The sequence below is a fragment of the Enterobacter soli ATCC BAA-2102 genome, assembly GCF_001654845.1.
Taxonomy (GTDB): domain Bacteria; phylum Pseudomonadota; class Gammaproteobacteria; order Enterobacterales; family Enterobacteriaceae; genus Enterobacter; species Enterobacter soli.
Window position 1 is genome coordinate 115,238 of sequence record NZ_LXES01000025.1, and the last position, 26,540, is coordinate 141,777.

Sequence of the window (26,540 nt, forward strand, 5' to 3'; positions counted from 1 at the left end):
TCTTCTTTTTTCTTATGGTGTTAATCCGTCGACCACCACATGCGGTAGCCCACGGGAACAGTATTCAACCCGACCATCCACGCCATACACGCGCGCCAGGCTGGCTGGCGTGACCACTTCGCCAGGCACTCCACTGGCAATCAGCTCGCCGCTTTTGAGCATCAGGGCATATTCGGCGTGGCGCAGCGCAATATTGATGTCGTGGATAACCACAACGGTGACGATATTGCGTTGCCGCGTTTCCCGGGCAACGATATCCATCACATGAAACTGGTAGTTAAGATCCAGCGCGCTTAAGGGTTCATCCAGCAACAGTAAATCCGGCTCGCGGATCAGCGACTGGGCCAGGCCTATCAGCTGTTTCTGCCCGCCAGAAAGCTGGTCAAGGAAGCTCATTGCCAGATGCGCAACGCCCAACTTGTCGAGAATGGAATAGGCTTCCTGCTCAACGTTATGGCCCGCGCTATTACCGCTGGCCCGTTTCGCCACAATCACCGATTCCAGCGCGTGCAGATGCACGCCCTGAGGTAAAGACTGCGGCAGGTAAACCACCTTTTGCGCCCGCTTTGCCGATGGCAGCGTCATCAGGTCTTCGCCGTTAAGCAGCAGTTTCCCCTCGGCGGGGTTTAAGTCAGCCAGTGCACGCAGCAGCGTTGATTTGCCTGAGCCGTTTGGCCCCAGCAGGGCGGTTATTTTCCCGCGAGGGAGTAGCGGAGTCGTTAACCCATCAATGATCTTTTTCTTGCGATAACCCGTGTGCAGGTCGAGTACGCGAAGGCCGTCGGTCATACGTTCCCCCGGTTACGAATAATGATGCTAAGGAAGAACGGTACGCCAACCAGTGAGGTCACAATACCGACGGGGATAATGACGCCGGGAACGATGTTCTTGGAAAATACTGACGCCAGAGAGAGCACCAGCGCGCCAATCAGCATACTGCCGGGCAGGTAAAACCGGTGATCTTCACCGAACATCATGCGCGAGATATGCGGCGCGACCAGGCCAATAAAACCGACCGGCCCCACGAAGGCCACCGTTAAGGCAGAGATAATACTGATGCGTAACAACGTCGCCATGCGCAGCTTTTTCACGTTGATACCAAAGCTGACGGCGCGATCTTCACCCAGGCGCAGGGCGGTAAGCTTCCAGGCGTTTTTCAGCGACAACGGCACAATAATCACCAGCGCCACGCCCAGAATGGCGAGCTTATCCCAGGAGGCGCGGGCCAGGCTGCCCATCGTCCAGAAGACCAGCCCTTGCAGGGTATCTTCGCTGGCCACAAATTGCAGGATGGAAATCAGGGCGTTAAATGTAAACACCAGCGCGATGCCAAACAACACCACGCCGGGGGTGGCCACCCTGGTCCAGCGGCTGATGCCATCGAGAATAAAACAGGCAAGCAGCGCAAAGACAAAGGCATTAGCGGGAATAAACCACTTATCGGCAATACCGGGAATACCCAGACCCAGCACAATTGCCAGTGCGGCACCAAATGACGCGGCAGAAGAGACGCCAAGCGTAAACGGGCTGGCAAGCGGGTTATTCAGGATGGTTTGCATTTCCGCCCCCGCAAGCCCGAGTGCCATGCCTACCGCGATAGCCATCAGAGCAAACGGCAGGCGAATGTCCCAGACAATGACGCGTGTGCCTGCATCGGCGGCGGCGGAATTGACCAGCGTGTGCCAGAGCGTAGAAACGGAGATACCAGACGGCCCGATGGTGAAATCAAGGAGCAGTGAGCAAATAATGAGGGCAAACAGAACGCCTGCCAGCGCGAAGCGTCTGACGAGAATTTTACGGTAATGTAACGCGACAGTAGTTTCGCCAGACTGATTGCTGGCGGCAAGGCTGGAATTCATCAGATAACCTTATGCAACACAACAGAATCGTTTTATCCCTCTAACGTTCCTTTACGGGTGCTGCCTGATATCCAATATCCGGGATCTGCCAGGCAACACTAATCGCAATGATAATGCTTATCAATTAAATGGGGTGATTATTCGAATTCCGTTTAATAATCGTTGTTTTTGTGATTAAAAAATCAACTCTTTTGCCAGCGCTCAAGCTGCCTGCTGGTCATGTACGCACCTGTTACACAGAGCGCGAGCGGGACTAAAAAACTATGATCCATCCGGGTAAACTCCATCATCAGCGTAATGGCCGTCACGGGCATTTGCATGGAGGCAGACAGGAATCCTGCTGCGCCGGTCAGTGCAAAACCGGCCATATCACTGCCCGGAAACAGACTGCCCAACACAATAAATAACAGTGAACCGAGTAGCGCGCCAATCGTCAGGCCAGGCGTCAGTAAACCCCCTTCGGCGCCGCCACGTAATACCGCCCAGATAACAAAGATTTTGATGCACACAATCGCCAGCGCCAGGTGCAGTGTCACACTGCCGTCGAGGGTTAACTGCGTCGGACCTTTGCCGTTACCGGGCAACTGCGGGAACCATATTGATAATGCGCCCAGTGCGGCAAAGGCGACCAGGCTGAAAACGGGCATTTGCCAGTTACTGCGCACTTTGCTACGCGCCCGCTGCGTGAGGCGGCGGAAAAGAAAGGCTGCAGCCCCCATTATTGGGCCGGACAGCGCGCCCCAGAAAACCAGCGAGGTCGAGGCAAGTTCGGTGGTGAAGCGATACTGATGCTCATCGCCAAGCCCGAGGGTGGCAATCCAGGCAGCCAAAGCTGATGTGACGACTGCCGCAATCGCGGCGTCCCAGCTAAAGCTGACCAGCAGGACTTCAAGGGTAAATACGGCGCCTGCCAGCGGAACATTATACACCGCTGCAAGCCCGGCTCCGGCACCGCAGGCAATCATCAGTTGAATATCGGTAGGGGTCAGCCGCAGATAACGTGCGACGCCGCCTGCAAAGAGTGACCCCACTTCCCGTGGCGCAACTTCTCGTCCGAGCGGGGACCCCATCGCCACGGTGATGATTTGCAGCAGGGCGTGAATTAAGGTGGTGATGCCAGGCATGGGTTTGCCGGGATCTTTTACCGCGGCACTGATGCTCACGCGTTTTTTTCCATAGCGACCGAGCAACCACCACCCGCACCCGGCAACGATACCCGCGCTCAGAATCACAAAAAACCGGCGCCGGGCGCTGGCATCGGTCACGCCCTGTAAAAAGGTCTGTGGGCCAGTCAGGCTGTCACGGCTGTAGCCGTAGGCCAGGTGTTGAATTTCGTGAAGCAGTAGAGCGAGCAGCATCCCACCAAGGCCTGCCAGGACTCCGGTGAGAAGAAGAGCGACCCAGCGTTGCAGCCAGTAAGTTCGGGTTGGAAGGGTTGTCATGATGCGTTGTCTTTATGAAAGGCGGTAAGCCCATCATTTCACAACGTACTTTAACGGAAAATCAATCGGAGCGGGGATTTCGTGCCCGCGAGCGGGCACGAAAGGGGATCAGTGTTTTTCACCAATCGGCAGAACGGTACGACCAAACTGCTCGTTCAGTACTTCGCCCATTGCCAGGTAGATAGCGCTCGCGCCACACACCAGGCCAATCCAGCCAGCAATGTGAACGATGCCTTCGTTATCCACCAGGTGACCAATCGCCAGAAGAGCGAACAGTACGGTCAGGCTCAGGAAGACGAACTGAAGTGCGCGGTTAGCCTTCAGGGTGCCGAAGAACATGAACAGGGTGAATACGCCCCACAGGCCCAGATAGACGCCCAGGAAGTGCGCGTTAGCGGCATCTGCCAGGCCCATTTTAGGCATCAGCAGAATGGCGACCAGGGTCAGCCAGAAAGAACCGTAAGAGGTAAAGGCGGTTAAACCGAAGGTATTGCCTTTTTTATATTCCAGCAGGCCCGCGAAGATTTGTGCGATACCGCCGTAAAAAATGCCCATCGCCAGGATAATGCCATCCATCGGGAACATCCCGATGTTGTGCAGGTTCAGCAGGATGGTGGTCATGCCAAAACCCATCAGGCCCAGCGGAGCCGGATTAGCCAACTTAGTGTTGCCCATAAGTCCTCAAAAAAATCATCATTAATATGGTGAAATGGTTAAACCCGCGTCAATTCTCCCTGACGGGGCGCGGCATCATAATGGGCGCAATCGATGCCGTCTATGATCTAATCAGGGTGAAATTAAAAATTTTTTTATCCTTCCCCCTTGATGGATGCCGTTGCGACCCCATCTTGTAAGCAACCGCAGTGTGTGGACCTGAAAAAAATCAAATCTGGGCAGTTGAAAAAGCACGTTCTGCCCTTATTACAGGTACACAACCACATGTTGACTGAATTTTTAGTGGAGACGTTTAGATGGGTAAAATTATTGGTATCGACCTGGGTACTACCAACTCTTGTGTAGCGATTATGGACGGCACTACTGCACGCGTGCTGGAGAACGCCGAGGGCGATCGCACCACGCCTTCTATTATTGCTTATACCCAGGATGGTGAAACTCTGGTTGGTCAGCCGGCTAAACGTCAGGCAGTGACAAACCCGCAAAACACCCTGTTTGCGATTAAACGCCTGATTGGCCGCCGCTTCCAGGACGAAGAAGTACAGCGTGATGAAGCCATCATGCCGTACAAAATCATCGGTGCTGACAACGGTGATGCATGGATTGATGTTAAAGGTCAGAAAATGGCACCACCGCAGATCTCTGCTGAAGTGCTGAAAAAAATGAAGAAAACGGCTGAAGATTACCTGGGCGAACCGGTAACTGAAGCGGTTATCACCGTTCCTGCATACTTCAACGATGCTCAGCGTCAGGCAACCAAAGATGCTGGCCGTATCGCAGGTCTGGAAGTAAAACGTATCATCAACGAACCAACCGCAGCGGCACTGGCCTACGGTCTGGATAAAGAAGTTGGCAACCGTACTATCGCGGTTTACGACCTGGGTGGTGGTACCTTCGATATCTCTATTATCGAAATCGACGAAGTTGACGGCGAAAAAACCTTTGAAGTTCTGGCAACCAATGGTGATACCCACCTGGGTGGTGAAGACTTCGATAGCCGTATGATCAACTACCTCGTTGACGAGTTTAAGAAAGATCAGGGCATTGACCTGCGTAATGACCCGCTGGCTATGCAGCGCCTGAAAGAAGCCGCTGAGAAAGCGAAGATCGAACTGTCTTCCGCTCAGCAGACCGACGTGAACCTGCCGTACATCACCGCAGACGCGACCGGTCCAAAACACATGAACATCAAAGTGACTCGTGCGAAACTGGAAAGCCTGGTAGAAGACCTGGTGAACCGTTCTATCGATCCACTGAAAGTTGCATTGCAAGATGCTGGCCTGTCTGTGTCCGACATCCAGGACGTTATCCTGGTAGGTGGTCAGACTCGTATGCCAATGGTCCAGAAGAAAGTGGCTGAGTTCTTTGGTAAAGAGCCACGTAAAGACGTTAACCCGGACGAAGCTGTTGCTATCGGTGCAGCGGTTCAGGGCGGCGTGCTGACCGGTGAAGTTAAAGACGTACTGCTGCTGGACGTTACCCCGCTGTCTCTGGGTATCGAAACCATGGGCGGTGTGATGACTGCGCTCATCAACAAAAACACCACTATCCCAACGAAACACAGCCAGGTGTTCTCTACCGCTGAAGACAACCAGTCTGCGGTAACCATCCATGTGATTCAGGGTGAGCGTAAGCGTGCGTCTGATAACAAGTCTCTGGGTCAGTTCAACCTGGACGGTATCAGCCCGGCACCACGCGGAATGCCGCAGATCGAAGTGACTTTCGATATCGATGCTGACGGTATCCTGCACGTGTCTGCAAAAGACAAAAACAGCGGTAAAGAGCAGAAGATCACCATCAAGGCATCTTCTGGCCTGAACGAAGCAGAAATCGAAAAAATGGTTCGCGATGCTGAAGCTAACGCTGAATCCGACCGTAAGTTCGAAGAGCTGGTTCAGACCCGTAACCAGGGTGACCATCTGCTGCACAGCACCCGTAAGCAGGTTGAAGAAGCAGGCGATAAACTGCCAGCGGAAGACAAAACTGCTATCGATGCTGCACTGAGCGCGCTGGAAACTTCCCTGAAAGGTGAAGACAAAGCGGACATCGAAGCGAAGATGCAGGAGCTGGCACAGGCTTCTCAGAAGCTGATGGAAATCGCACAGCAACAGCACGCACAACAGCAGGCGGGCGCTGATGCTTCTGCGAACAACGCGAAAGACGACGACGTTGTCGATGCTGAGTTCGAAGAAGTGAAAGACAAAAAATAATCGCCCTTTGAACGGGTAATTACTGGCACGGGCGAAGAGGTTTCCTCTCCGCCCGTGCACGCATGTTAGGGGCAGATAAATAAAGATGGCAAAGCAAGACTATTACGAGATTTTAGGCGTTTCCAAAACAGCGGAAGAGCGTGAAATCAAAAAGGCGTATAAGCGTCTGGCCATGAAATATCACCCGGATCGCAATCAGGGTGATAAAGAGGCTGAAGCCAAATTTAAAGAGATCAAAGAAGCCTACGAAATCCTGACCGATGCACAAAAACGTGCGGCCTATGACCAGTACGGTCACGCAGCCTTTGAACAGGGCGGCATGGGCGGCGGTGGATTCGGTGGCGGCGGCTTTGGCGGCGGCGCTGATTTCAGCGATATCTTCGGCGACGTATTTGGTGACATCTTTGGTGGCGGTCGTGGTCGTCAGCGCGCGGCCCGCGGTGCAGATCTGCGCTACAACATGGATCTGACGCTGGAAGAAGCGGTCCGTGGTGTCACCAAAGAGATCCGTATCCCGACGCTTGAAGAGTGTGACATTTGCCACGGCAGCGGCGCGAAGGCGGGAACTCAGCCACAGACCTGTCCAACCTGTCACGGCTCCGGCCAGGTACAGATGCGTCAGGGCTTCTTCGCGGTACAACAGGCCTGTCCACACTGTCATGGTCGCGGTACGCTGATTAAAGATCCGTGCAACAAGTGTCATGGCCACGGTCGCGTAGAGAAAACCAAAACCCTGTCCGTTAAAATCCCTGCCGGTGTTGATACGGGCGACCGTATTCGTCTGACCGGTGAAGGTGAAGCCGGCGAGCACGGTGCACCAGCAGGCGATCTGTACGTTCAGGTCCAGGTGAAACAGCACGCCATCTTTGAGCGTGAAGGGAACAACCTGTACTGTGAAGTGCCGATCAACTTTGCGATGGCAGCACTCGGTGGTGAAATCGAAGTGCCTACGCTTGATGGTCGTGTGAACCTGAAAGTGCCTGGTGAGACGCAGACCGGCAAACTGTTCCGGATGCGCGGCAAAGGCGTGAAATCGGTTCGCGGTGGTGCTCAGGGCGACCTGCTGTGTCGCGTGGTGGTAGAAACACCGGTCGGGCTGAACGACAAGCAGAAACAGTTGCTGAAAGAGTTGCAGGAAAGCTTTGGCGGCCCAACGGGTGAAAAAAACAGCCCACGCTCCAAAAGCTTCTTCGATGGCGTCAAAAAGTTCTTCGATGATTTGACCCGCTAACACTCGACAGCAGCGCGACATTCTAAAAAGCCCGGAAGCGATTCCGGGCTTTTTCTATTTGTGGGTATATTTCGGGAAAAGCGAATATATACTCAATATTAATCTGTTTTTGCCGAGTTGTTGGGCTTGGTATTATGGTTTTATCGAGGTATTGTTGTAAAAGAGAGAACTTAAGTGAAATTACTGCACCGTTTCTTTAGCAATGAGGCGTCTGGCGGCATCATTTTGATTATTGCCGCTGTGGCGGCCATGGTGTTGGCCAATCTGGGGGCAACACGCGAGCTCTATCATGCATTTCTGGAAACACCGGTCGAGTTACGGGTTGGCGTTCTGGAAATTAATAAAAACATGCTGCTGTGGATCAACGATGCACTGATGGCGGTGTTTTTCCTGCTGGTTGGGTTAGAGGTTAAACGCGAGCTGGTACTCGGCTCGCTGGCCAGCCGTCAACGTGCGGCGTTCCCGGTGATTGCAGCGCTGGGCGGGATGGTTATTCCTGCGCTGCTGTTCCTGGCGTTTACCTGGCAAGATCCGATGGCGCGCCACGGATGGGCGATCCCGGCCGCAACGGATATCGCCTTTGCACTTGGCGTGCTGGCGCTACTGGGTAGCCGCGTTCCCGTGGCACTGAAAATTTTCCTGATGGCGCTGGCGATTATTGATGACCTGGGCGCTATCGTGATTATCGCGCTGTTCTACACCAGCGAACTGTCGATACTGTCGCTGAGCGTGGCCGCAGGGGCCATTGCGGTACTGGCGATGCTGAATATCTGCAATGTGCGCCGTATCGGCATTTATGTGCTGGTGGGAATGGTGCTGTGGACGGCGGTTCTGAAATCCGGCGTGCACGCCACACTGGCGGGGGTGATTGTCGGTTTCCTGATGCCGCTGAAGGCGCAGGATGGCAAGTCACCGGCAAAACAGCTGGAGCATGTGCTTCACCCGTGGGTCGCCTTTATGATCCTGCCGCTGTTTGCGTTTGCTAACGCAGGGGTTTCTCTGGAAGGTGTCACGCTGGATGGATTGACCTCTATGCTGCCACTCGGGGTGATTGCCGGGCTGTTTATCGGTAAGCCGCTGGGGATCAGTCTGTTCTGCTGGCTGGCACTGAAACTGAAGCTGGCGTCATTGCCACAAGGCACGACGTTTAAGCAGATCATGGCGGTGGGTGTGCTGTGCGGGATTGGATTTACGATGTCTATCTTTATCTCGACGCTGGCCTTTGGCGCACATGCGCCTGAGCTTATCATCTGGGCAAAACTGGGCATCCTGATTGGATCATTACTGGCTGCGGTTATCGGTTATACCTTGTTGAAGGTGAAATTGCCCGGACAGGTTGTTCAGGCATAACAGGAAACCGGGAGAAGGGGAGCCTTCTCCCGATACACTATCAGGGAGAGAAGACGCGATGTCTCATATCAATTACAACCATCTTTACTATTTCTGGCACGTCTACAAAGAGGGCTCGGTGGTCGGTGCGGCAGAGGCGCTCTATCTGACACCACAGACCATTACCGGGCAGATCAAAGCGCTGGAAGAGCGTTTACAGGGCAAGCTGTTTAAGCGTAAAGGTCGCGGTATCGAGCCAAGTGAACTGGGCGAGCTGGTTTTTCGCTACGCCGACAAGATGTTCACCTTAAGCCAGGAGATGCTGGATATCGTCAATTACCGCAAAGAGTCGAATCTGCTCTTTGATGTCGGTGTGGCGGATGCCCTGTCAAAACGGCTGGTGAGCGGCGTACTGGATGCCGCGGTGGTGGAAGATGAGCAGATCCACCTGCGCTGCTTTGAGTCCACTCACGAGATGCTGCTGGAGCAGCTGAGCCAGCATAAGCTGGATATGATTATTTCGGACTGCCCGATTGATTCAACCCAGCAGGAAGGGTTGTTCTCGGTGAAGATTGGCGAATGTGGTGTGAGCTTCTGGTGCATCAACCCACCGCCGGAAAAACCGTTCCCGGCCTGCCTGGAAGAGCGTCGTTTGCTGGTACCAGGCAGACGTTCCATGCTCGGACGTAAGCTGCAAAACTGGTTTAACTCGCAGGGTCTGAACGTGGAAATCCTCGGTGAGTTCGATGATGCCGCACTGATGAAAGCCTTTGGCGAAGCGCATAATGCCATCTTCGTTGCGCCAACGCTTTATGCGCACGATCTCTACTCGGATAACAAGATTACGGAGATTGGCAGAGTGGATAACGTGATGGAAGAGTATCACGCGATCTTTGCCGAAAGGATGATCCAGCACCCAGCGGTGCAGCGTATCTGTAACCGGGACTACTCGGCGCTGTTTACGCCACCGGCAATCTGAAGACATAAAAAAACCCGCGTTAAGCGGGTTCTTTAAACAAGCAACAACAAGCGGCGATTAAGCCAGTTTGTTGATCTGCGCGGTCAGGTTTGCTTTATGACGCGCTGCTTTGTTTTTGTGGATCAGACCTTTAGCAGCCTGACGATCCACGATTGGTTGCATTTCGTTAAATGCGTTCTGCGCTGCAGCTTTGTCGCCAGCTTCGATAGCTGCGTATACTTTCTTGATGAAAGTACGCATCATAGAGCGACGGCTTGCGTTGTGCTTACGAGCCTTTTCAGACTGTACAGCACGTTTCTTAGCTGATTTGATATTAGCCAAGTCCAACTCCCAAATATGATCTATGTGGACAATTCAAAGGCCGAGGAATATGCCCTCTTTGCCTTCTTTTGTCAATGGATTTGTGCAAATAAGCGCCGTTAATGAGCGACGCTACGTTACGTAGTGATGGCGCAGGATTCTACCAGCTTGTCTGTCGTGAATACAGCTTTTCGGCACAAAAATCGCAGTTCGCGGGCAGATTTTTTCACTCCGAAAGGTCAGCATGATGAAATCATTACGGCTTTCTGTTTTGCGTGAACAATCGTCGGTTAACCTTAACCGCTGTACAAGGTATACTTTGGCGATTTTCACTGTTTTGAGCCAGTCATGAAGCTGATACGCGGCATACATAATCTCAGTAAAGCCCCGCACGGGTGCGTTCTGACCATTGGTAATTTCGACGGCGTGCATCGTGGGCATCAGGCGCTGTTACAAGGATTGCGTAAAGAGGGGGAGGCGCGTGGCCTGCCCGTTGTGGTCATGATTTTTGAGCCACAACCGCTGGAGCTGTTTGCGGGCGAGAAGTCGCCGGCTCGCCTGACCCGGCTGCGCGAGAAATTGCGCTATCTTGCCGAGTGCGGCGTGGACTACGTGCTGTGTGTACGATTCGATCGTCGCTTTGCAGCGCTGACAGCACAAAATTTTGTCGGTGAGCTGTTAGTCAAGCGTCTTGGCGTGCAGTTTCTCGCAGTGGGTGATGATTTCCGCTTTGGCGCTGGTCGTCAGGGCGATTTCTTGTTATTACAGAAGGCTGGCCTGGAATACGGTTTTGACGTCACCAGCGCCATGACCTTCTGCGAAGGTGGGGTTCGGGTCAGCAGCACGGCGGTGCGCCAGGCGCTGGCGGATGATGAACTGGACACGGCAGAAAACCTGCTTGGGCACCCCTTCACCATTTCCGGGCGCGTGGTACATGGCGATGCTCTGGGCCGCACTATTGGTTTCCCGACGGCGAATATCCCGCTGCGTCGTCAGGTTTCCCCGGTAAAAGGGGTCTATGCGGTGGAAGTGGCCGGACTGGGCGAAAAGCCTTATTTCGGTGTGGCCAACATTGGCACGCGTCCAACGGTTGCCGGCGTGCGACAGCAGCTAGAAGTGCACCTGCTGGACGTTGTAATGGACCTCTACGGTCGCCATATAGATGTAATACTGCGTAAAAAGATACGCAACGAGCAGCGATTTGGTTCGCTGGATGAACTTAAGGCGCAAATCGCGCGAGATGAATTAACGGCCCGCGAGTTTTTTGGGCTTTGAACCCGGCTTAAATGCCTACGTGATAAATACGGAACCGAGAATCTGATGAGTGACTATAAATCAACCCTGAATTTGCCGGAAACAGGGTTCCCGATGCGCGGCGATCTCGCCAAGCGTGAACCGGGAATGCTGGCGCGTTGGACCGATGATGACCTGTACGGCATCATTCGTGCAGCCAAAAAAGGCAAAAAAACCTTCATTCTGCATGATGGCCCTCCATATGCGAATGGCAGCATTCATATTGGTCACTCTGTAAACAAGATTCTGAAAGACATTATCGTGAAGTCCAAAGGACTTGCGGGATATGACTCGCCTTACGTTCCGGGCTGGGACTGCCACGGTCTGCCAATCGAGCTGAAAGTGGAGCAGGAATTTGGTAAGCCGGGCGAGAAGTTCACCGCCGCAGAATTCCGCGCGAAATGCCGCGAATACGCCGCCACTCAGGTTGACGGTCAGCGTGCTGACTTCATCCGTCTGGGCGTGCTGGGCGACTGGTCGCATCCGTATCTGACCATGGACTTCAAAACTGAAGCCAACATCATCCGTGCGCTGGGTAAAATCATCGGCAACGGTCACCTGCACAAAGGCGCGAAGCCGGTGCACTGGTGTGTTGACTGCCGCTCTGCGCTGGCAGAAGCAGAAGTTGAGTATTACGACAAAACGTCTCCGTCTATCGACGTGGCGTTCCACGCGGTCGATCAGGATGCGGTGAAAGCCAAATTTGGCGTGACCTCCGTTAACGGCCCAGTATCACTGGTTATCTGGACCACCACGCCGTGGACCCTGCCAGCCAACCGTGCGATCTCCCTGTCTGGTGAGTTTGAGTACGCGCTGGTGCAGGTTGAAGGTCAGGCGCTTATCCTGGCGAAAGATCTCCTTGAAAGCGTGCTGAAACGCGCGCACATCTCCGACTACACCGTGCTGGGCACCGTGAAAGGCGATGCGCTTGAACTGATGCGTTTCAAACACCCATTCCTGGACTTCGATGTTCCGGCAATTCTGGGCGACCACGTCACGCTGGAAGCCGGTACCGGTGCGGTACATACCGCCGGTGGCCACGGTCCTGACGACTACAACATCAGCCTGAAATACGGCCTGGAAATCGCTAACCCGGTTGGCCCGGACGGCTCATACCTGCCTGGCACCTACCCGGCGCTGGACGGTATCAACGTCTTTAAAGCGAACGACATCATCGTCGACATGCTGCGCACCAGTGGCGCGCTGCTGCACGTCGAAAAAATGCAGCACAGCTACCCATGCTGCTGGCGTCACAAGTCACCGATCATCTTCCGTGCGACCCCGCAGTGGTTCGTCAGCATGGATCAGAAAGGTCTGCGTGCGCAGTCTCTGAAAGAGATCAAAGGCGTGCAGTGGATCCCGGACTGGGGTCAGGCGCGTATCGAATCCATGGTTGCTAACCGTCCGGACTGGTGTATCTCCCGTCAGCGTACCTGGGGCGTGCCAATGTCTCTGTTCGTGCATAAAGAGACGCAAGAGCTGCACCCGAACACTCTGGAACTGATGGAAGAAGTGGCGAAACGCGTAGAAGCTGACGGCATTCAGGCGTGGTGGGATCTCGACTCCCGCGACATCCTGGGCGCAGACGCAGACAACTACGAGAAAGTGCCAGATACCCTGGACGTGTGGTTCGACTCCGGTTCAACCCACTCTTCCGTCGTTGACGTGCGCCCGGAATTTGCCGGTCACGCTGCCGACATGTATCTGGAAGGTTCTGACCAACACCGTGGCTGGTTCATGTCATCTCTGATGATCTCCACCGCGATGAAAGGTAAAGCGCCATACCGTCAGGTACTGACCCACGGCTTCACCGTTGATGGTCAGGGTCGCAAGATGTCCAAATCCATCGGTAACACCGTTTCTCCTCAGGATGTGATGAACAAACTGGGCGCAGACATTCTGCGTCTGTGGGTAGCATCTACCGATTACACCGGCGAAATGGCGGTGTCCGACGAGATCCTGAAACGCGCTGCCGATAGCTATCGTCGTATCCGTAACACCGCGCGCTTCCTGCTGGCGAACCTCAATGGTTTCGATCCAGTGAAAGATATGGTGAAACCGGAAGAGATGGTGGTTCTGGATCGCTGGGCGGTAGGCTGCGCGAAAGCGGCACAGGACGATATCCTGAAGGCCTATGAGTCTTACGATTTCCACGAAGTGGTGCAGCGCCTGATGCGCTTCTGCTCCATCGAAATGGGCTCGTTCTACCTCGACATCATCAAAGACCGCCAGTACACCGCTAAAGCGGACAGCGTGGCGCGTCGTAGCTGCCAGACTGCGCTGTATCACATCGCAGAAGCGCTGGTGCGCTGGATGGCGCCGATCATGTCCTTCACCGCAGATGAAATCTGGGGCTACCTGCCAGGCGACCGTGAGAAGTATGTCTTCACCGGCGAGTGGTACGAAGGTCTGTTCGATCTCTCTGCCACTGAAGCAATGAACGATGCCTTCTGGGACGAGCTGCTGAAAGTGCGTGGCGAAGTGAACAAGGTTATCGAGCAGGCGCGTGCTGACAAGAAAGTCGGTGGCTCTCTGGAAGCGGCAGTGACCCTGTACGCGGAACCTGAGCTGGCGGCGAAACTGACGGCACTGGGCGATGAATTGCGATTTGTCCTGTTGACCTCGGGTGCGAAAGTTGCGGATTATGCCGAAGCTTCTGCGGATGCCCAGCAGAGCGAACTGCTCAAAGGGCTGAAAGTCGCACTGAGCAAAGCCGAAGGTGATAAATGCCCGCGTTGCTGGCATTACACCACTGATGTCGGCCAGGTGGCGGAACACGCAGACATCTGCGGACGCTGTGTAAGCAACGTCGCCGGTGACGGCGAGAAACGTAAGTTTGCCTGATGAGTAAATCTCTCTGTTCAACAGGACTGCGCTGGCTGTGGCTGGTTGTGGTAGTGCTGATTATTGATCTGGGCAGCAAGTACCTGATCCTCCAGAACTTTGCTCTGGGGGATACGGTGTCGCTGTTCCCGTCCCTTAACCTGCATTACGCACGTAACTACGGCGCGGCGTTTAGTTTCCTTGCTGACAGCGGTGGCTGGCAGCGCTGGTTCTTCGCGGGTATCGCTATCGGTATCTGCGTGATTCTGGCGGTGCTGATGTACCGTTCGAAGGCAACGCAAAAACTGAATAACATCGCCTACGCGCTGATTATTGGCGGCGCGTTAGGTAACCTGTTTGACCGCCTGTGGCACGGCTTTGTGGTCGATATGATCGACTTCTACGTCGGTGACTGGCACTTCGCAACCTTTAATCTGGCCGATAGCGCAATTTGTATCGGTGCGGCGTTAATCGTGCTGGAAGGCTTCCTGCCGAACGCCGCCGCGAAGAAGCAGGCTTAAGCATCAATGCCGGGTGGCGCTTCGCTTACCCGGCCTACCGAATATGCCGACACACAGGCAATACAACATTAAAGAGCAATGTGTATGTCTAAATCCGTACAGAGCAACAGCGCAGTCCTCGTTCACTTCACGCTGAAACTGGATGATGGCTCCACGGCTGAATCCACCCGCAACAATGGTAAACCTGCCCTGTTCCGTCTGGGTGATACCACTCTCTCCGAAGGTCTTGAACAACAGCTTCTGGGTCTGAAAGAGGGCGAGAAAAAGGCGTTTGCGCTGGAGCCCGATGCGGCGTTTGGTGTGCCAAGCCCGGACCTGATTCAGTATTTCTCGCGTCGTGAGTTCATGGATGCGGGTGAGCCTGAAATCGGGGCAATTATGCTCTTTACCGCTATGGATGGCAGCGAAATGCCTGGCGTGATCCGCGAAATCAACGGCGACTCCATCACCGTAGATTTCAACCATCCGCTTGCCGGGCGTACCGTCCATTTTGATATTGAAGTGCTGGAGATTGATCCGGCACTGGAGGCCTGAAATGCAGATCCTGTTGGCTAACCCGCGCGGTTTTTGCGCCGGTGTAGACCGCGCTATCAGCATTGTTGAAAACGCGCTGGAAATCTACGGCGCGCCAATTTATGTGCGTCATGAAGTGGTGCACAACCGTTACGTGGTCGATAGCCTGCGCGAGCGTGGCGCTATCTTTATTGAGCAGATCAGTGAAGTGCCGGACGGCGCGATCCTGATTTTCTCTGCGCATGGGGTTTCTCAGGCGGTACGTAACGAAGCGAAAAGCCGTGATTTGAGCGTGTTCGACGCCACCTGTCCGTTAGTGACCAAAGTGCATATGGAAGTGGCGCGCGCCAGCCGTCGCGGTGAAGAGTCGATCCTGATTGGCCATGCGGGTCACCCGGAAGTCGAAGGCACCATGGGGCAGTACAGTAACCCGGAAGGGGGCATGTACCTGGTCGAATCACCGGAAGATGTGTTTACCCTGGACGTGAAAAACGAAGCCCGTCTGTCGTTCATGACCCAGACCACGCTCTCTGTGGATGACACCTCTGACGTGATTGATGCGCTTCGCCAGCGTTTCCCGAAAATCGTTGGACCGCGTAAAGACGACATCTGCTACGCCACCACCAACCGTCAGGAAGCGGTACGCGCCCTGGCTGAACAGGCTGACGTAGTGCTGGTTGTCGGGTCGAAGAACTCCTCTAACTCCAACCGCCTGGCCGAGCTTGCGCAGCGTATGGGGAAAGCGGCATTCCTGATTGATGATGCAACAGACATTCAGGAAGCGTGGGTTAAAAACGCCACCTGCGTCGGCGTCACTGCCGGGGCATCTGCACCGGATATTCTGGTTCAGAACGTGATTGCCCGCTTGCAGGAGCTGGGTGGTGGCGAAGCGATACCGCTGGAAGGACGCGAAGAGAACATCGTTTTCGAAGTCCCGAAAGAACTGCGTATCGATGCTCGCGAAGTGGAATAATCCCTTTTCAGATAAAAGGCCAGCACCTCCTGTGCTGGCCTTTTTTTTTGCCAATCTTTTATCGTGATGACTAAATCATGTCTTTTACTGATATTTAAGTCGGTTTCACGTTAAATTCTAATTATCGGTGTTTTCAGTTGGCAGCCTTCACTCAGGCTGGTTAATCTGAAAACGGTTTACATCATTTTAACGTAAGAGAATAACTATGCATGATGCACAGATCCGTGTCGCCATTGCGGGCGCGGGTGGACGTATGGGTCGCCAGCTGATTCAGGCGGCACTACAGATGGATGGCGTGGCACTTGGCGCGGCGCTGGAGCGTGAAGGTTCATCGCTTCTCGGAACCGATGCCGGTGAGCTGGCAGGCGCAGGCAAGACGGGCGTTAGCGTACAGAGCAGCCTGGATGCCGTAAAAGATGACTTTGATGTGTTCATCGATTTCACGCGCCCGGAAGGGACGCTGAACCACCTGGCATTTTGCCGCCAGTACGGTAAAGGCATGGTGATCGGCACCACCGGTTTTGATGATGCCGGTAAACAGGCCATCCAGGATGCGTCAAACGAGATTGCGATTGTCTTCGCCGCTAACTTCAGCGTGGGTGTAAACGTCATGCTGAAGCTGCTGGAGAAGGCAGCGAAAGTCATGGGCGACTACACCGACATTGAGATTGTCGAAGCTCACCACCGCTATAAGGTCGATGCACCATCGGGCACGGCACTGGCGATGGGTGAAGCGATTGCTCATGCACTGGATAAAGATTTGAAAGACTGCGCGGTGTACACCCGCGAAGGGCACACTGGCGAACGTGTTCCTGGCTCGATTGGTTTTGCAACCGTCCGTGCAGGTGACATCGTCGGCGAACATACGGCGATGTTCGCCGATATTGGCGAACGTGTGGAGATCACGCACAAAGCCTCCAGCCGCATGACCTTTGCAAATGGTGCCGTACGTTCGGCTTTGTGGCTTAAAGGCAAAGATAATGGTCTTTTTGACATGCGAGATGTGCTCGATCTCAACAATTTGTAAGATTTATTACCCATCGTGATGTGGTTATTGCAGTCGTAATGTGTTGATTGCATAGGGCAATAATTTATTGCCCTTTTATTTTACCTATTAATCATGTTTTATTTATTTAAATGCTCAAATATCACATTTTTCATCTGTTTTTGTGTTGCGGTTCTGTAAATTTTGACCATCTGGTCTACTTTTTATTGTGCCAGGACGAAGATTTCCATTAAACTTGCCGCGCAAGCGTTTTCTGATGTGATTTACTTGATCTTTTTGTCGCTTAAACCGCATTCCCGCCACCAGGCTTGCAAAAGAATAAACAAAATATCCGTTTTAAGTTGACTTTTACCCTCTGAATACCCAGAATGCCGCCGTTTGCCAAAAATCCGCTGGCAACACATTTGCATTGCTTCATGACGTGGTTATGAATTAATATGCAAATAAAGTGAGTGAATATTCTCTGGAGGGTGTTTTGATTAAGTCAGCGCTATTGGTTCTGGAAGACGGAACCCAGTTTATCGGTCGGGCCATAGGGGCAACGGGTTCGGCGGTTGGGGAAGTCGTTTTCAATACTTCAATGACCGGTTATCAAGAAATCCTCACTGATCCTTCCTATTCTCGCCAAATCGTTACTCTTACTTATCCTCATATCGGCAATGTCGGCACCAATGCTGCTGACGAAGAATCCTCTCAGGTACATGCGCAAGGTCTGGTCATTCGCGACCTGCCGCTGATTGCCAGCAACTTCCGCAATACCGAAGACCTCTCTTCTTACCTGAAACGCCATAACATCGTGGCGATTGCCGATATCGATACCCGTAAGTTAACGCGTCTGCTGCGCGAGAAAGGTGCACAGAACGGCTGCATCATCGCGGGTGATAACCTGGATGCGGCACTGGCGCTTGAAAAAGCGAAAGCCTTCCCGGGTCTGAACGGTATGGACCTGGCGAAAGAAGTGACGACAGCCGAAGCCTACAGCTGGACGCAGGGGAGCTGGACGCTGGAAGGCGACCTGCCGGAAGCGAAACCAGAAAGCGAGCTGCCGTTCCACGTTGTTGCCTACGATTTCGGTGCCAAGCGCAATATCCTGCGCATGTTGGTTGACCGTGGCTGCCGCCTGACCGTGGTTCCGGCGAAAACCTCTGCCGAAGATGTGCTGAAGATGAATCCGGATGGCATCTTCCTCTCAAACGGTCCTGGTGACCCGGCGCCGTGCGATTACGCTATCGACGCGATTAAGTCCTTCCTGGAAACCGATATCCCGGTCTTCGGTATCTGCCTCGGCCATCAGTTGCTGGCGCTGGCGAGCGGTGCGAACACCGTGAAGATGAAGTTCGGTCACCACGGTGGTAACCACCCGGTGAAAGATATTGATAACAACACCGTAATGATTACGGCGCAGAACCACGGCTTCGCGGTGGATGAGGCTTCCATGCCTGCCAACCTTCGCGTAACGCACAAATCGCTGTTCGATGGCACCCTGCAAGGTATCCACCGTACCGATAAGCCTGCGTTTAGCTTCCAGGGGCACCCGGAAGCCAGCCCTGGCCCGCACGATGCTGCGCCGCTGTTCGATCACTTCATCGAACTTATTGAGCTTTACCGTAAGACCGCTAAATAATCAGGAGCCGAGAAGACAATGCCAAAACGTACAGACATAAAAAGCATCCTGATCCTTGGCGCTGGCCCGATCGTTATCGGCCAGGCCTGTGAATTTGACTACTCCGGTGCGCAGGCGTGTAAAGCGCTGCGTGAAGAGGGCTACCGCGTCATTCTGGTGAACTCTAACCCGGCAACCATCATGACCGACCCGGAAATGGCTGATGCAACTTACATCGAGCCGATTCACTGGGAAGTGGTTCGCAAAATCATCGAAAAAGAGCGCCCGGATGCTGTGCTGCCAACGATGGGTGGCCAGACTGCACTGAACTGTGCGCTGGAGCTTGAGCGTCAGGGCGTGCTGGCAGAGTTTGGTGTGACCATGATTGGTGCCACCGCCGATGCGATTGACAAAGCAGAAGACCGTCGTCGCTTCGACGTGGCGATGAAGAAAATCGGCCTCGACACCGCGCGTTCCGGTATTGCGCATAACATGGAAGAAGCGCTGGCTGTTGCGGCTGACGTGGGTTATCCGTGCATCATCCGTCCTTCCTTCACCATGGGCGGCACCGGCGGCGGTATCGCTTACAACCGCGAAGAGTTCGAAGAGATTTGCGAACGCGGTCTGGACCTTTCCCCAACCAAAGAGCTGCTGATTGATGAGTCGCTGATTGGCTGGAAAGAGTACGAGATGGAAGTGGTGCGTGATAAAAACGACAACTGCATCATCGTCTGCTCCATCGAAAACTTCGATGCGATGGGGATTCACACCGGTGACTCCATCACCGTTGCGCCAGCCCAGACCCTGACCGACAAAGAGTATCAAATCATGCGTAACGCCTCGATGGCGGTACTGCGTGAAATTGGCGTTGAAACCGGCGGTTCTAACGTTCAGTTCTCGGTGAATCCGAAAACTGGCCGTCTGATTGTTATCGAAATGAACCCGCGTGTATCCCGTTCCTCTGCGCTGGCCTCTAAAGCAACCGGCTTCCCGATTGCTAAAGTTGCCGCGAAACTGGCGGTGGGTTACACCCTCGACGAGCTGATGAACGACATCACCGGCGGCCGCACCCCTGCGTCCTTCGAACCGTCTATTGACTACGTTGTGACAAAAATTCCTCGCTTCAACTTCGAGAAATTTGCTGGTGCGAACGACCGTCTGACCACCCAGATGAAATCTGTGGGCGAAGTGATGGCAATTGGCCGCACACAGCAGGAATCCATGCAGAAAGCGCTGCGTGGCCTGGAAGTGGGCGCGACCGGCTTTGACCCGAAAGTGAGCCTGGATGACCCGGAAGCGCTGACCAAAATTCGCCGTGAGCTGAAAGACGCGGGCGCAGAGCGTATCTGGTACATCGCCGATGCGTTCCGTGCTGGCCTGTCCGTAGACGGCGTGTTCAACCTGACCAACATCGACCGCTGGTTCCTGGTGCAGATTGAAGAGCTGGTTCGCCTTGAAGAGCAAGTGGCGGAGCTGGGCATCACTGGCCTGGACGCTGATTTCCTGCGCGTGCTGAAGCGTAAAGGCTTTGCCGATGCGCGTCTGGCAAAACTGGCAGGCGTACGCGAAGCGGAAATCCGCAAGCTGCGCGACCAGTACAACCTGCACCCGGTCTACAAACGCGTAGATACCTGCGCAGCAGAATTCTCAACCGACACCGCGTACATGTACTCCACGTATGAAGATGAGTGCGAAGCAAACCCGTCAGTCGACCGCGACAAGATTATGGTACTGGGCGGCGGGCCAAACCGTATCGGCCAGGGCATCGAGTTCGATTACTGCTGCGTACACGCCTCTCTGGCGCTGCGTGAAGACGGTTACGAAACCATCATGGTTAACTGTAACCCGGAAACCGTATCGACTGACTACGACACCTCTGACCGTCTGTACTTCGAGCCGGTAACGCTGGAAGACGTGCTGGAAATCGTGCGCATCGAGAAGCCAAAAGGCGTCATCGTGCAGTACGGCGGCCAGACCCCGCTGAAACTGGCACGCGCGCTGGAAGCGGCCGGTGTACCGGTTATCGGTACCAGCCCGGATGCGATTGACCGTGCAGAAGACCGTGAGCGTTTCCAGCAGGCGGTTGACCGTCTGAAACTGAAACAGCCTGCGAATGCCACCGTGACCGCGATTGAGATGGCCGTTGAGAAGGCAAAAGACATTGGCTACCCGCTGGTGGTGCGTCCTTCTTACGTACTGGGCGGCCGCGCAATGGAAATCGTCTACGACGAAGCCGACCTGCGTCGCTACTTCCAGACTGCGGTAAGCGTCTCTAACGATGCGCCAGTGCTGCTCGACCGCTTCCTGGACGACGCGGTAGAAGTGGACGTTGACGCCATCTGCGATGGCGAAATGGTGCTGATTGGCGGCATCATGGAACACATCGAGCAGGCGGGAGTTCACTCCGGTGACTCTGCATGTTCTCTGCCAGCGTATACGCTGAGCCAGGAAATTCAGGACGTGATGCGCCAGCAGGTACAGAAACTGGCCTTCGAGTTGCAGGTTCGTGGTCTGATGAACGTCCAGTTCGCCGTAAAAGACAACGAGGTGTACCTGATTGAAGTGAACCCGCGTGCGGCACGTACCGTACCGTTCGTCTCCAAAGCGACTGGCGTTCCGCTGGCGAAAGTGGCGGCGCGCGTGATGGCAGGCCAGACGCTGGCTCAGCAGGGCGTGACGAAAGAAATCATCCCACCGTACTACTCGGTGAAAGAAGTGGTACTGCCATTCAACAAATTCCCGGGCGTTGACCCGCTGTTAGGGCCAGAAATGCGCTCTACCGGGGAAGTGATGGGCGTAGGCCGCACCTTCGCAGAAGCGTTCGCAAAAGCGCAGCTGGGCAGTAGCTCCACCATGAGAAAATCAGGCCGTGCGCTGCTCTCCGTTCGTGAAGGTGATAAAGAGCGCGTGGTTGACCTGGCTGCCAAGCTGCTGAAACAGGGCTTCGAGCTGGATGCAACTCACGGTACGGCGATTGTGCTGGGTGAAGCGGGTATCAACCCACGTCTGGTGAACAAGGTGCATGAAGGTCGTCCGCACATTCAGGACCGTATCAAGAATGGCGAATATACCTACATCATCAACACCACGGCGGGCCGCCAGGCGATTGAAGACTCCAAGCTGATTCGCCGCAGCGCACTGCAATACAAAGTGCACTACGACACCACCCTGAACGGCGGTTTCGCAACAGCCATGGCGCTGAACGCGGACGCGACCGAGAAGGTGATTTCGGTGCAGGAAATGCACGCGCAGATTAACAAGTAAGTACAAATGCCCGGCGGCATTCCGCTGCCGGGTATTATCCCCACCTTCAGAACCTTCTGGTTTTCCATCCGCTTTCAGTCAGTTAGCCTAAAATGGTTAGGTCGATAATGAAATCCAACTGAATGCAGGGGAAAACACCATGCAAAATAAATTACTTATCACTTCTGTCTTTGCTGCCGCAGCACTGTTCACTGTCGCGGGCTGTTCCTCTAATCAGGCAGTAAAAACCACCGATGGCAAAACCATCGTCACAGACGGGAAACCGCAGGTTGATGAAGATACTGGCCTGGTGTCATACAAAAATGCTGAAACCGGTAAAACGGAGCAGATTAATCGTGACCAGGTGAAATCGATGGGTGAGCTGGATAACTGATTGATGACGCTGGCCCCTGCGGGCCAGCGTTGTGCTCTAGAGCAGGTCGTTATTGATTTTGACGACAACCTTGCGCAGTGGAGCGCCGGCATCAAGTGCACTCATCGGGCGGTGTAATTCCCCCGGGAACAGGATAGCCAGCTCCAAAGGATGGAGATGGATCAGGGATTCACTGCTGATGTGTTCGCAAAAACCAATGTCGTGAGCCGCATTAAACGGGCCATCGGGTGTGATGGTCAGCCCCTTATTACCTGCGCCAATAATCTCTTCCCCCACCAGGACAATATGAATATCTATGTACTGACTATGGTACTCCGGGCGCTGTTCAGCCAGTGGGAGCGTTTCGCCTTCGGCGACGGTAAAAAAGAGATTATCGCCATCAACGGTATATTTACCCGCAGGCAGGCTAAGCGGATCCTGGGCGATAACCGCCTGTAACGCGTTGCGGATAACCGGCGGATAGAGTGCATTTTTAGCCGCAGCGGTTAAGGTATCGATAATCATGCCAGCACCTCCCTGGAGTGCGCTTGTTCGAGTAACGTTAAGGCGTTCGCCACGATCTGCGCGACCGTCGGGGCAATATCAATGGCGACAATATCGGTTTCGCTGCTGTCGGGGGCTTCCAGTGCCGCAAACTGGCTGCGCAGTAATGCCTCCGGCATAAAATGCCCTTTACGTTGCTGCATTCGGGCCAGAATGTAGTCGTAATCGCCCGTTAGCCAGAGGAAGCGGACCTTGTTGCTGCCTTTGCGCAGCTGGTCGCGATAGCGTTTTTTGAGCGCCGAACAGACCAGCACGCCGGATTCATTCTTCTGCTCAAGGCTAAAAATGACGTCAGAGATACGCTCCAGCCACGGCTGACGATCGTTATCATCAAGCGGTTGGCTGGCCGCCATTTTGACAATATTCTGCCGGGGGTGAAGGTCATCGCCATCGATGAATTTAGCCCCCATCTGCTGTGCAATGGCGTGTCCGACCGTTGTTTTCCCGGTGCCTGATACGCCCATCAGGATGATACATTGCCCTGTCATAGCGCCTCCGGATTCACACTGCCACCAACATGCCGCCATCCACGAACAACAGATGGCCGTTGACGAAGTTGGACGCACTGGAAGAGAGAAACACCGCCGCGCCAACCAGCTCCTGCGGGTTGCCCCAGCGCGCCGCCGGGGTGCGTTTGCACAGCCAGTCGGTAAAGGCTTTATCATCGACCAGCGTCTGCGTCATCGCCGTTTTGAAGTAGCCTGGCGCAATACCATTAACCTGAATGTTATGGCGCGCCAGCTCAACGCACATACCGCGTGTCAGCATTTTGACTGCCCCTTTAGCGGCGGCATAAGGGGTGATGGTGTCGCGGCCCAGCTCACTTTGCATGGAGCAGATGTTGACGATTTTGCCCTGCTGGCGGGTGATCATCCGTTTAGCAACCGCCTGCGACACTAAAAATACTGCCGTCTGATTGACGGAAATAACGTCATTCCATTCCTGAACCGGGAATTCAGTAAAAGGATGGCGGCGCTGAATACCGGCGTTATTAAATAATACGTCGATGGCGCCTATTTCTTTTTCAATCCGGCTAATCGCATTTTCTACGCTGTCCGCATCCGTGACATTAAATACGGCAGGATATGCCCTCGCGCCTTCATCGCGTAATTTCATAACTGCATCATTCGCCCGGGTTTCAGAAATATCGTTAATAATAATTTCCGCCCCATATTGCGCCAGACCCTGAGCCATGACAAAACCAATTCCCTGACCTGCGCCTGTAATTAAAATGCGTTTACCTTGTAAGCTGAAAAGATCTTTCATCTTGATATCCTGATTAACGGCTGAAAACGGAAAACGTTGTGGGTTCTATCTCACGGATTTTCGGCCGGTGAAACTGTGATGAGGATCACTTCAAATCGTGTTACGAAAAGGGGTTACGTTAAACGTGAGGCGGGGCGGTAAATCCCGCGCCTGGAGAGGGTGATAGCGGCCTCGTGCGATTCTCTTTTACTGCGCTGGCAGGCATAATGGCCTGATGTGGTAGCGGTTATTGACGGGTTAACTGATGAAGGCACAACGTATTACGCTTAATGATATCGCTGAGCTGGCTGGCGTAACGAAGATGACCGTTAGCCGCTATTTACGCACCCCGGATAAAGTGAAACCCGAAACCGCCGAGCGTATTGCCAGCGTGATTGCCGAAATTGGCTACGAGCCTGACCCGGATAACCCCGCCATGAGCAGTATCGTGGTGCCGCGCATTGGTGTGCTCATCCCTTCTTTTCATAATCAAATATTTGCCGATCTGTTAGCCGGTATTGAGTCGGTTACGGCGGCGCACGGCTATCAGACGCTGGTGGTGAACTACGATTACGACCGCCAGCGTGAAGAGGAGCAGATTGCAGCAGTGCTGGCGTTTAATGTCAAAGGCCTGTTATTGACCGAGTCAGTGCATACCCTGCGGGCAGAAAAGTACCTCAACGCCGCGAAAATCCCCGTTGCAGAAGTGATGGGGCTATCGGATAACCCCGGGCGCATTAACGTGGGTTTTGACAATTTCAAAGCGGGTCTGGATATGACTAACATGCTGCTGGCAAGCGGAAAGCGGCACATCGTCTATTTTGGATCGATGTCGGACGTTCGTGATGAGCAGCGTTACGCAGGGTATTGTCATGCGATGGAAGCAGCAGGGCTGACGGTAGGGCGCATTGCGCCCAACAAGGTTTCGTCTGTCTCTATCGGGACGGGTATGATGACGCTGGCGCGCCAGATGTACGCGGATATGGACGGTATCCTGTGTACCAACGACGATCTCGCCGTTGGCGTGTTACAGGAGTGCCTGGCATCGGGTATTCGCGTCCCGCAGACGCTGGCGATCGCCGGTTTTCATGGGCTGGAGATTGGGCAGGTTGTCTCCCCACGTCTGGCAAGCGTACTGACGCCGCGCGCTGAAATGGGTAAGGTCGCCACTGAAATACTGATCAAGAAAATTAAAGGGCTACCGACTATTGAGAAGGTCGACCTGCACTACCGCCTGTCGATGGGTGAAACTATCTAATTTGTCTTACCGATCACGGAGGCTGTAACAGCGCTTTTTAACACGATTCAGCGTGACGAAGATCGCAAAAAACCCTACAAAAAACCCGTTTGATAGTGACCACTGTCGTTATGAACTTCAAACAGGTGATCCCATGAATACTCTTTCTCGTGCCGTCCTTCTGGTGGCTCCCGTTATTGATACCCTGCAAGCCCAGCTTGCCGCTGAGTACCCGCTGTTTCGCCTGTATGAACAAGATGATCCCATCGCGTTTCTGCGTGAACAGGGGGAGAACATTGCCGCCGTGGTCACGCGGGGTGATGTCGGTGTGCAAAACAGCGTGCTGGAGCTGCTGCCGCACGTGGGGCTGGTGGCTATCTTTGGCGTGGGAACCGATGCGGTGGATCTGGACTATGTGCGCTCCCGCCAGATTGCCGTCTCGATAACCTCTGGCGTGTTAACCAATGATGTCGCCGATCTGGCCATGGGGCTGTTGCTCAGTGGCGCGCGCCAGCTGTGTCAGGGCGATCGTTTTGTCCGGGAAGGGCGCTGGCTTAACGGCGGTCTGCCGTTGGCAACCCAGGTGAGCGGCAAACGGATTGGCCTGCTGGGGATGGGGAATATCGGCCAGGCCATTGCCCGCCGCGCCGCGGGTTTTGATATGCAGGTGCTGTACCACGACCGTAAGCCTGTCGAGGGGCTTGGGTATCAGTGGTGCGCGGACCTGCACACCCTTGCGCACGAGAGTGACTTCCTGGTGATTGCCGCATCCGGTGGCGAGGCCAACCGGGGGATCATCGATGCTTCGGTATTCAATGTAATGCCGACACACGCATGGTTAATCAACATCGCCCGTGGCTCGCTGGTGGATGAGCAGGCGCTGATTAAGGCGTTACAAAACGGTGTTATCGCCGGGGCTGCCCTGGACGTTTTTGAAGATGAGCCACATGTTCCGGCCGAACTGATCGCACTTGAGAATGTGGTTTTGCAACCACACGTCGCCAGCGCCACCCATGAAACCCGCCAGAAAATGAGTGACGTGGTATATGCCAACGTGGCGGCTTATTTTGCGGGTGCAAAATTACCTAACGCGGTTAATTAATTCTTCACGTTTTATCTCT

Annotated in this window: 23 protein-coding genes and 1 pseudogene; 16 read left to right on the top strand and 8 right to left on the bottom strand. The window is 54.2% G+C overall.

Features of this window, described 5'->3' with window-relative positions; translation table 11 throughout:
• Positions 1-12: 12 nt before the first annotated feature.
• The 4 genes from M987_RS09065 to satP all read right to left on the bottom strand — a co-directional run bounded on the left by M987_RS09065 (position 13) and on the right by satP (position 3,976).
• Positions 13-789, bottom strand: a complete 777-nt coding sequence (locus M987_RS09065; RefSeq protein ID WP_014068837.1) for an ABC transporter ATP-binding protein — start codon at positions 787-789, stop codon at positions 13-15.
• On the bottom strand, positions 786-1,859 hold the full coding sequence (locus tag M987_RS09070) for a FecCD family ABC transporter permease (protein ID WP_014068838.1): 1,074 nt from the start codon (positions 1,857-1,859) through the stop codon (positions 786-788). Before M987_RS09070 ends, M987_RS09065 begins: the two co-directional genes overlap by 4 nt.
• A 182-nt stretch (positions 1,860-2,041) precedes the next feature.
• A complete protein-coding gene (locus tag M987_RS09075) occupies positions 2,042-3,301 on the bottom strand; it encodes a chloride channel protein (protein ID WP_014068839.1) in 1,260 nt (419 codons plus the stop codon).
• Between the two features lie 108 nt (positions 3,302-3,409).
• The gene (gene satP / locus M987_RS09080; RefSeq protein WP_014068840.1) at positions 3,410-3,976 is read right to left on the bottom strand and encodes an acetate uptake transporter; all 567 of its coding nucleotides are present in this window, start codon (positions 3,974-3,976) and stop codon (positions 3,410-3,412) included.
• A 296-nt stretch (positions 3,977-4,272) separates the two neighbouring features.
• Between satP and dnaK the strand changes: the two genes are divergently transcribed.
• From dnaK to nhaR, 4 genes are all read left to right on the top strand, one after another.
• Complete coding sequence (dnaK, locus tag M987_RS09090; RefSeq protein ID WP_014068841.1) at positions 4,273-6,186, top strand: molecular chaperone DnaK; 1,914 nt, start codon at positions 4,273-4,275, stop codon at positions 6,184-6,186.
• Between the two features lie 85 nt (positions 6,187-6,271).
• Positions 6,272-7,417, top strand: coding sequence for a molecular chaperone DnaJ (dnaJ, locus tag M987_RS09095; RefSeq protein WP_014068842.1), 1,146 nt, complete (start codon positions 6,272-6,274; stop codon positions 7,415-7,417).
• Between the two features lie 174 nt (positions 7,418-7,591).
• On the top strand, positions 7,592-8,767 hold the full coding sequence (nhaA, locus tag M987_RS09100) for a Na+/H+ antiporter NhaA (RefSeq protein WP_014068843.1): 1,176 nt from the start codon (positions 7,592-7,594) through the stop codon (positions 8,765-8,767).
• A 58-nt stretch (positions 8,768-8,825) separates the two neighbouring features.
• The gene (gene nhaR, locus M987_RS09105; RefSeq protein ID WP_014068844.1) at positions 8,826-9,725 is read left to right on the top strand and encodes a transcriptional activator NhaR; all 900 of its coding nucleotides are present in this window, start codon (positions 8,826-8,828) and stop codon (positions 9,723-9,725) included.
• Positions 9,726-9,782: 57 nt separating this feature from the next.
• Here the strand turns inward: nhaR and rpsT are convergent, their stop codons facing one another.
• Positions 9,783-10,046 carry a 30S ribosomal protein S20 gene (gene rpsT / locus M987_RS09110; RefSeq protein ID WP_003856458.1) on the bottom strand — a complete coding sequence of 88 codons (264 nt, stop codon included), beginning with the start codon at positions 10,044-10,046 and terminating at the stop codon, positions 9,783-9,785.
• A 101-nt stretch (positions 10,047-10,147) separates the two neighbouring features.
• On the opposite strand from rpsT, the pseudogene M987_RS25050 reads away from it, so the two are divergent.
• From M987_RS25050 to M987_RS09155, 10 genes and pseudogenes are all read left to right on the top strand, one after another.
• A pseudogene (locus tag M987_RS25050) lies at positions 10,148-10,366 on the top strand (DUF2575 domain-containing protein).
• A gap of 7 nt (positions 10,367-10,373) precedes the next feature.
• Positions 10,374-11,300 carry a bifunctional riboflavin kinase/FAD synthetase gene (gene ribF, locus M987_RS09115; RefSeq protein ID WP_014068845.1) on the top strand — a complete coding sequence of 309 codons (927 nt, stop codon included), beginning with the start codon at positions 10,374-10,376 and terminating at the stop codon, positions 11,298-11,300.
• A gap of 45 nt (positions 11,301-11,345) precedes the next feature.
• Entirely contained in the window at positions 11,346-14,162 is a 2,817-nt protein-coding gene (ileS, locus tag M987_RS09120; protein ID WP_014068846.1) for an isoleucine--tRNA ligase, read from the top strand.
• Positions 14,162-14,662, top strand: coding sequence for a signal peptidase II (gene lspA, locus M987_RS09125; protein ID WP_014068847.1), 501 nt, complete (start codon positions 14,162-14,164; stop codon positions 14,660-14,662). The genes ileS and lspA overlap by 1 nt, the downstream gene beginning before the upstream one ends.
• An 84-nt stretch (positions 14,663-14,746) precedes the next feature.
• Positions 14,747-15,196 carry an FKBP-type peptidyl-prolyl cis-trans isomerase gene (fkpB, locus tag M987_RS09130; protein WP_014068848.1) on the top strand — a complete coding sequence of 150 codons (450 nt, stop codon included), beginning with the start codon at positions 14,747-14,749 and terminating at the stop codon, positions 15,194-15,196.
• A gap of 1 nt (position 15,197) precedes the next feature.
• Positions 15,198-16,148 carry a 4-hydroxy-3-methylbut-2-enyl diphosphate reductase gene (ispH, locus tag M987_RS09135; protein ID WP_014068849.1) on the top strand — a complete coding sequence of 317 codons (951 nt, stop codon included), beginning with the start codon at positions 15,198-15,200 and terminating at the stop codon, positions 16,146-16,148.
• A 205-nt stretch (positions 16,149-16,353) separates the two neighbouring features.
• Entirely contained in the window at positions 16,354-17,175 is an 822-nt protein-coding gene (dapB, locus tag M987_RS09140) for a 4-hydroxy-tetrahydrodipicolinate reductase (RefSeq protein ID WP_014068850.1), read from the top strand.
• A gap of 454 nt (positions 17,176-17,629) precedes the next feature.
• A complete protein-coding gene (gene carA / locus M987_RS09145) occupies positions 17,630-18,778 on the top strand; it encodes a glutamine-hydrolyzing carbamoyl-phosphate synthase small subunit (RefSeq protein ID WP_014068851.1) in 1,149 nt (382 codons plus the stop codon).
• 18 nt (positions 18,779-18,796) lie between these two features.
• Entirely contained in the window at positions 18,797-22,021 is a 3,225-nt protein-coding gene (gene carB, locus M987_RS09150) for a carbamoyl-phosphate synthase large subunit (RefSeq protein ID WP_014068852.1), read from the top strand.
• A 139-nt stretch (positions 22,022-22,160) separates the two neighbouring features.
• Positions 22,161-22,394, top strand: coding sequence for a YgdI/YgdR family lipoprotein (locus M987_RS09155; RefSeq protein WP_014068853.1), 234 nt, complete (start codon positions 22,161-22,163; stop codon positions 22,392-22,394).
• 36 nt (positions 22,395-22,430) lie between these two features.
• On the opposite strand, the gene M987_RS09160 is transcribed toward M987_RS09155, so the two are convergent.
• From M987_RS09160 to idnO, 3 genes are read right to left on the bottom strand one after another with little or no spacing between them, the layout of a single operon-like run.
• Positions 22,431-22,898: a NanQ anomerase/TabA/YiaL family protein gene (locus M987_RS09160; protein ID WP_014068854.1), complete on the bottom strand. Its 468-nt coding sequence runs from the start codon at positions 22,896-22,898 to the stop codon at positions 22,431-22,433.
• A complete protein-coding gene (locus M987_RS09165; RefSeq protein WP_014068855.1) occupies positions 22,895-23,425 on the bottom strand; it encodes a gluconokinase in 531 nt (176 codons plus the stop codon). Before M987_RS09165 ends, M987_RS09160 begins: the two co-directional genes overlap by 4 nt.
• A 13-nt stretch (positions 23,426-23,438) precedes the next feature.
• Positions 23,439-24,203 carry a gluconate 5-dehydrogenase gene (gene idnO / locus M987_RS09170; RefSeq protein ID WP_014068856.1) on the bottom strand — a complete coding sequence of 255 codons (765 nt, stop codon included), beginning with the start codon at positions 24,201-24,203 and terminating at the stop codon, positions 23,439-23,441.
• 244 nt (positions 24,204-24,447) lie between these two features.
• Here idnO and M987_RS09175 point away from each other — a divergent pair, with 244 nt between their 5' ends.
• Both M987_RS09175 and M987_RS09180 read left to right on the top strand, forming a co-directional pair.
• Positions 24,448-25,440, top strand: a complete 993-nt coding sequence (locus M987_RS09175; protein ID WP_014068857.1) for a LacI family DNA-binding transcriptional regulator — start codon at positions 24,448-24,450, stop codon at positions 25,438-25,440.
• A gap of 133 nt (positions 25,441-25,573) precedes the next feature.
• Positions 25,574-26,521, top strand: coding sequence for a 2-hydroxyacid dehydrogenase (locus tag M987_RS09180; RefSeq protein WP_014068858.1), 948 nt, complete (start codon positions 25,574-25,576; stop codon positions 26,519-26,521).
• The last annotated feature ends 19 nt before the right edge of the window (positions 26,522-26,540 follow it).

What these genes read in the sequence shown, in the direction of transcription:
- M987_RS09065 (WP_014068837.1), bottom strand. Translation starts at nt 789, where the DNA reads ATGACCGACGGCCTTCGCGTACTCGACCTGCACACGGGTTATCGCAAG.
- M987_RS09070 (WP_014068838.1), bottom strand. Translation starts at nt 1,859, where the DNA reads ATGAATTCCAGCCTTGCCGCCAGCAATCAGTCTGGCGAAACTACTGTC.
- M987_RS09075 (WP_014068839.1), bottom strand. Translation starts at nt 3,301, where the DNA reads ATGACAACCCTTCCAACCCGAACTTACTGGCTGCAACGCTGGGTCGCT.
- satP (WP_014068840.1), bottom strand. Translation starts at nt 3,976, where the DNA reads ATGGGCAACACTAAGTTGGCTAATCCGGCTCCGCTGGGCCTGATGGGT.
- dnaK (WP_014068841.1), top strand. Translation starts at nt 4,273, where the DNA reads ATGGGTAAAATTATTGGTATCGACCTGGGTACTACCAACTCTTGTGTA.
- dnaJ (WP_014068842.1), top strand. Translation starts at nt 6,272, where the DNA reads ATGGCAAAGCAAGACTATTACGAGATTTTAGGCGTTTCCAAAACAGCG.
- nhaR (WP_014068844.1), top strand. Translation starts at nt 8,826, where the DNA reads ATGTCTCATATCAATTACAACCATCTTTACTATTTCTGGCACGTCTAC.
- ribF (WP_014068845.1), top strand. Translation starts at nt 10,374, where the DNA reads ATGAAGCTGATACGCGGCATACATAATCTCAGTAAAGCCCCGCACGGG.
- ileS (WP_014068846.1), top strand. Translation starts at nt 11,346, where the DNA reads ATGAGTGACTATAAATCAACCCTGAATTTGCCGGAAACAGGGTTCCCG.
- lspA (WP_014068847.1), top strand. Translation starts at nt 14,162, where the DNA reads ATGAGTAAATCTCTCTGTTCAACAGGACTGCGCTGGCTGTGGCTGGTT.
- fkpB (WP_014068848.1), top strand. Translation starts at nt 14,747, where the DNA reads ATGTCTAAATCCGTACAGAGCAACAGCGCAGTCCTCGTTCACTTCACG.
- ispH (WP_014068849.1), top strand. Translation starts at nt 15,198, where the DNA reads ATGCAGATCCTGTTGGCTAACCCGCGCGGTTTTTGCGCCGGTGTAGAC.
- dapB (WP_014068850.1), top strand. Translation starts at nt 16,354, where the DNA reads ATGCATGATGCACAGATCCGTGTCGCCATTGCGGGCGCGGGTGGACGT.
- carB (WP_014068852.1), top strand. Translation starts at nt 18,797, where the DNA reads ATGCCAAAACGTACAGACATAAAAAGCATCCTGATCCTTGGCGCTGGC.
- M987_RS09155 (WP_014068853.1), top strand. Translation starts at nt 22,161, where the DNA reads ATGCAAAATAAATTACTTATCACTTCTGTCTTTGCTGCCGCAGCACTG.
- M987_RS09160 (WP_014068854.1), bottom strand. Translation starts at nt 22,898, where the DNA reads ATGATTATCGATACCTTAACCGCTGCGGCTAAAAATGCACTCTATCCG.
- M987_RS09165 (WP_014068855.1), bottom strand. Translation starts at nt 23,425, where the DNA reads ATGACAGGGCAATGTATCATCCTGATGGGCGTATCAGGCACCGGGAAA.
- idnO (WP_014068856.1), bottom strand. Translation starts at nt 24,203, where the DNA reads ATGAAAGATCTTTTCAGCTTACAAGGTAAACGCATTTTAATTACAGGC.
- M987_RS09175 (WP_014068857.1), top strand. Translation starts at nt 24,448, where the DNA reads ATGAAGGCACAACGTATTACGCTTAATGATATCGCTGAGCTGGCTGGC.
- M987_RS09180 (WP_014068858.1), top strand. Translation starts at nt 25,574, where the DNA reads ATGAATACTCTTTCTCGTGCCGTCCTTCTGGTGGCTCCCGTTATTGAT.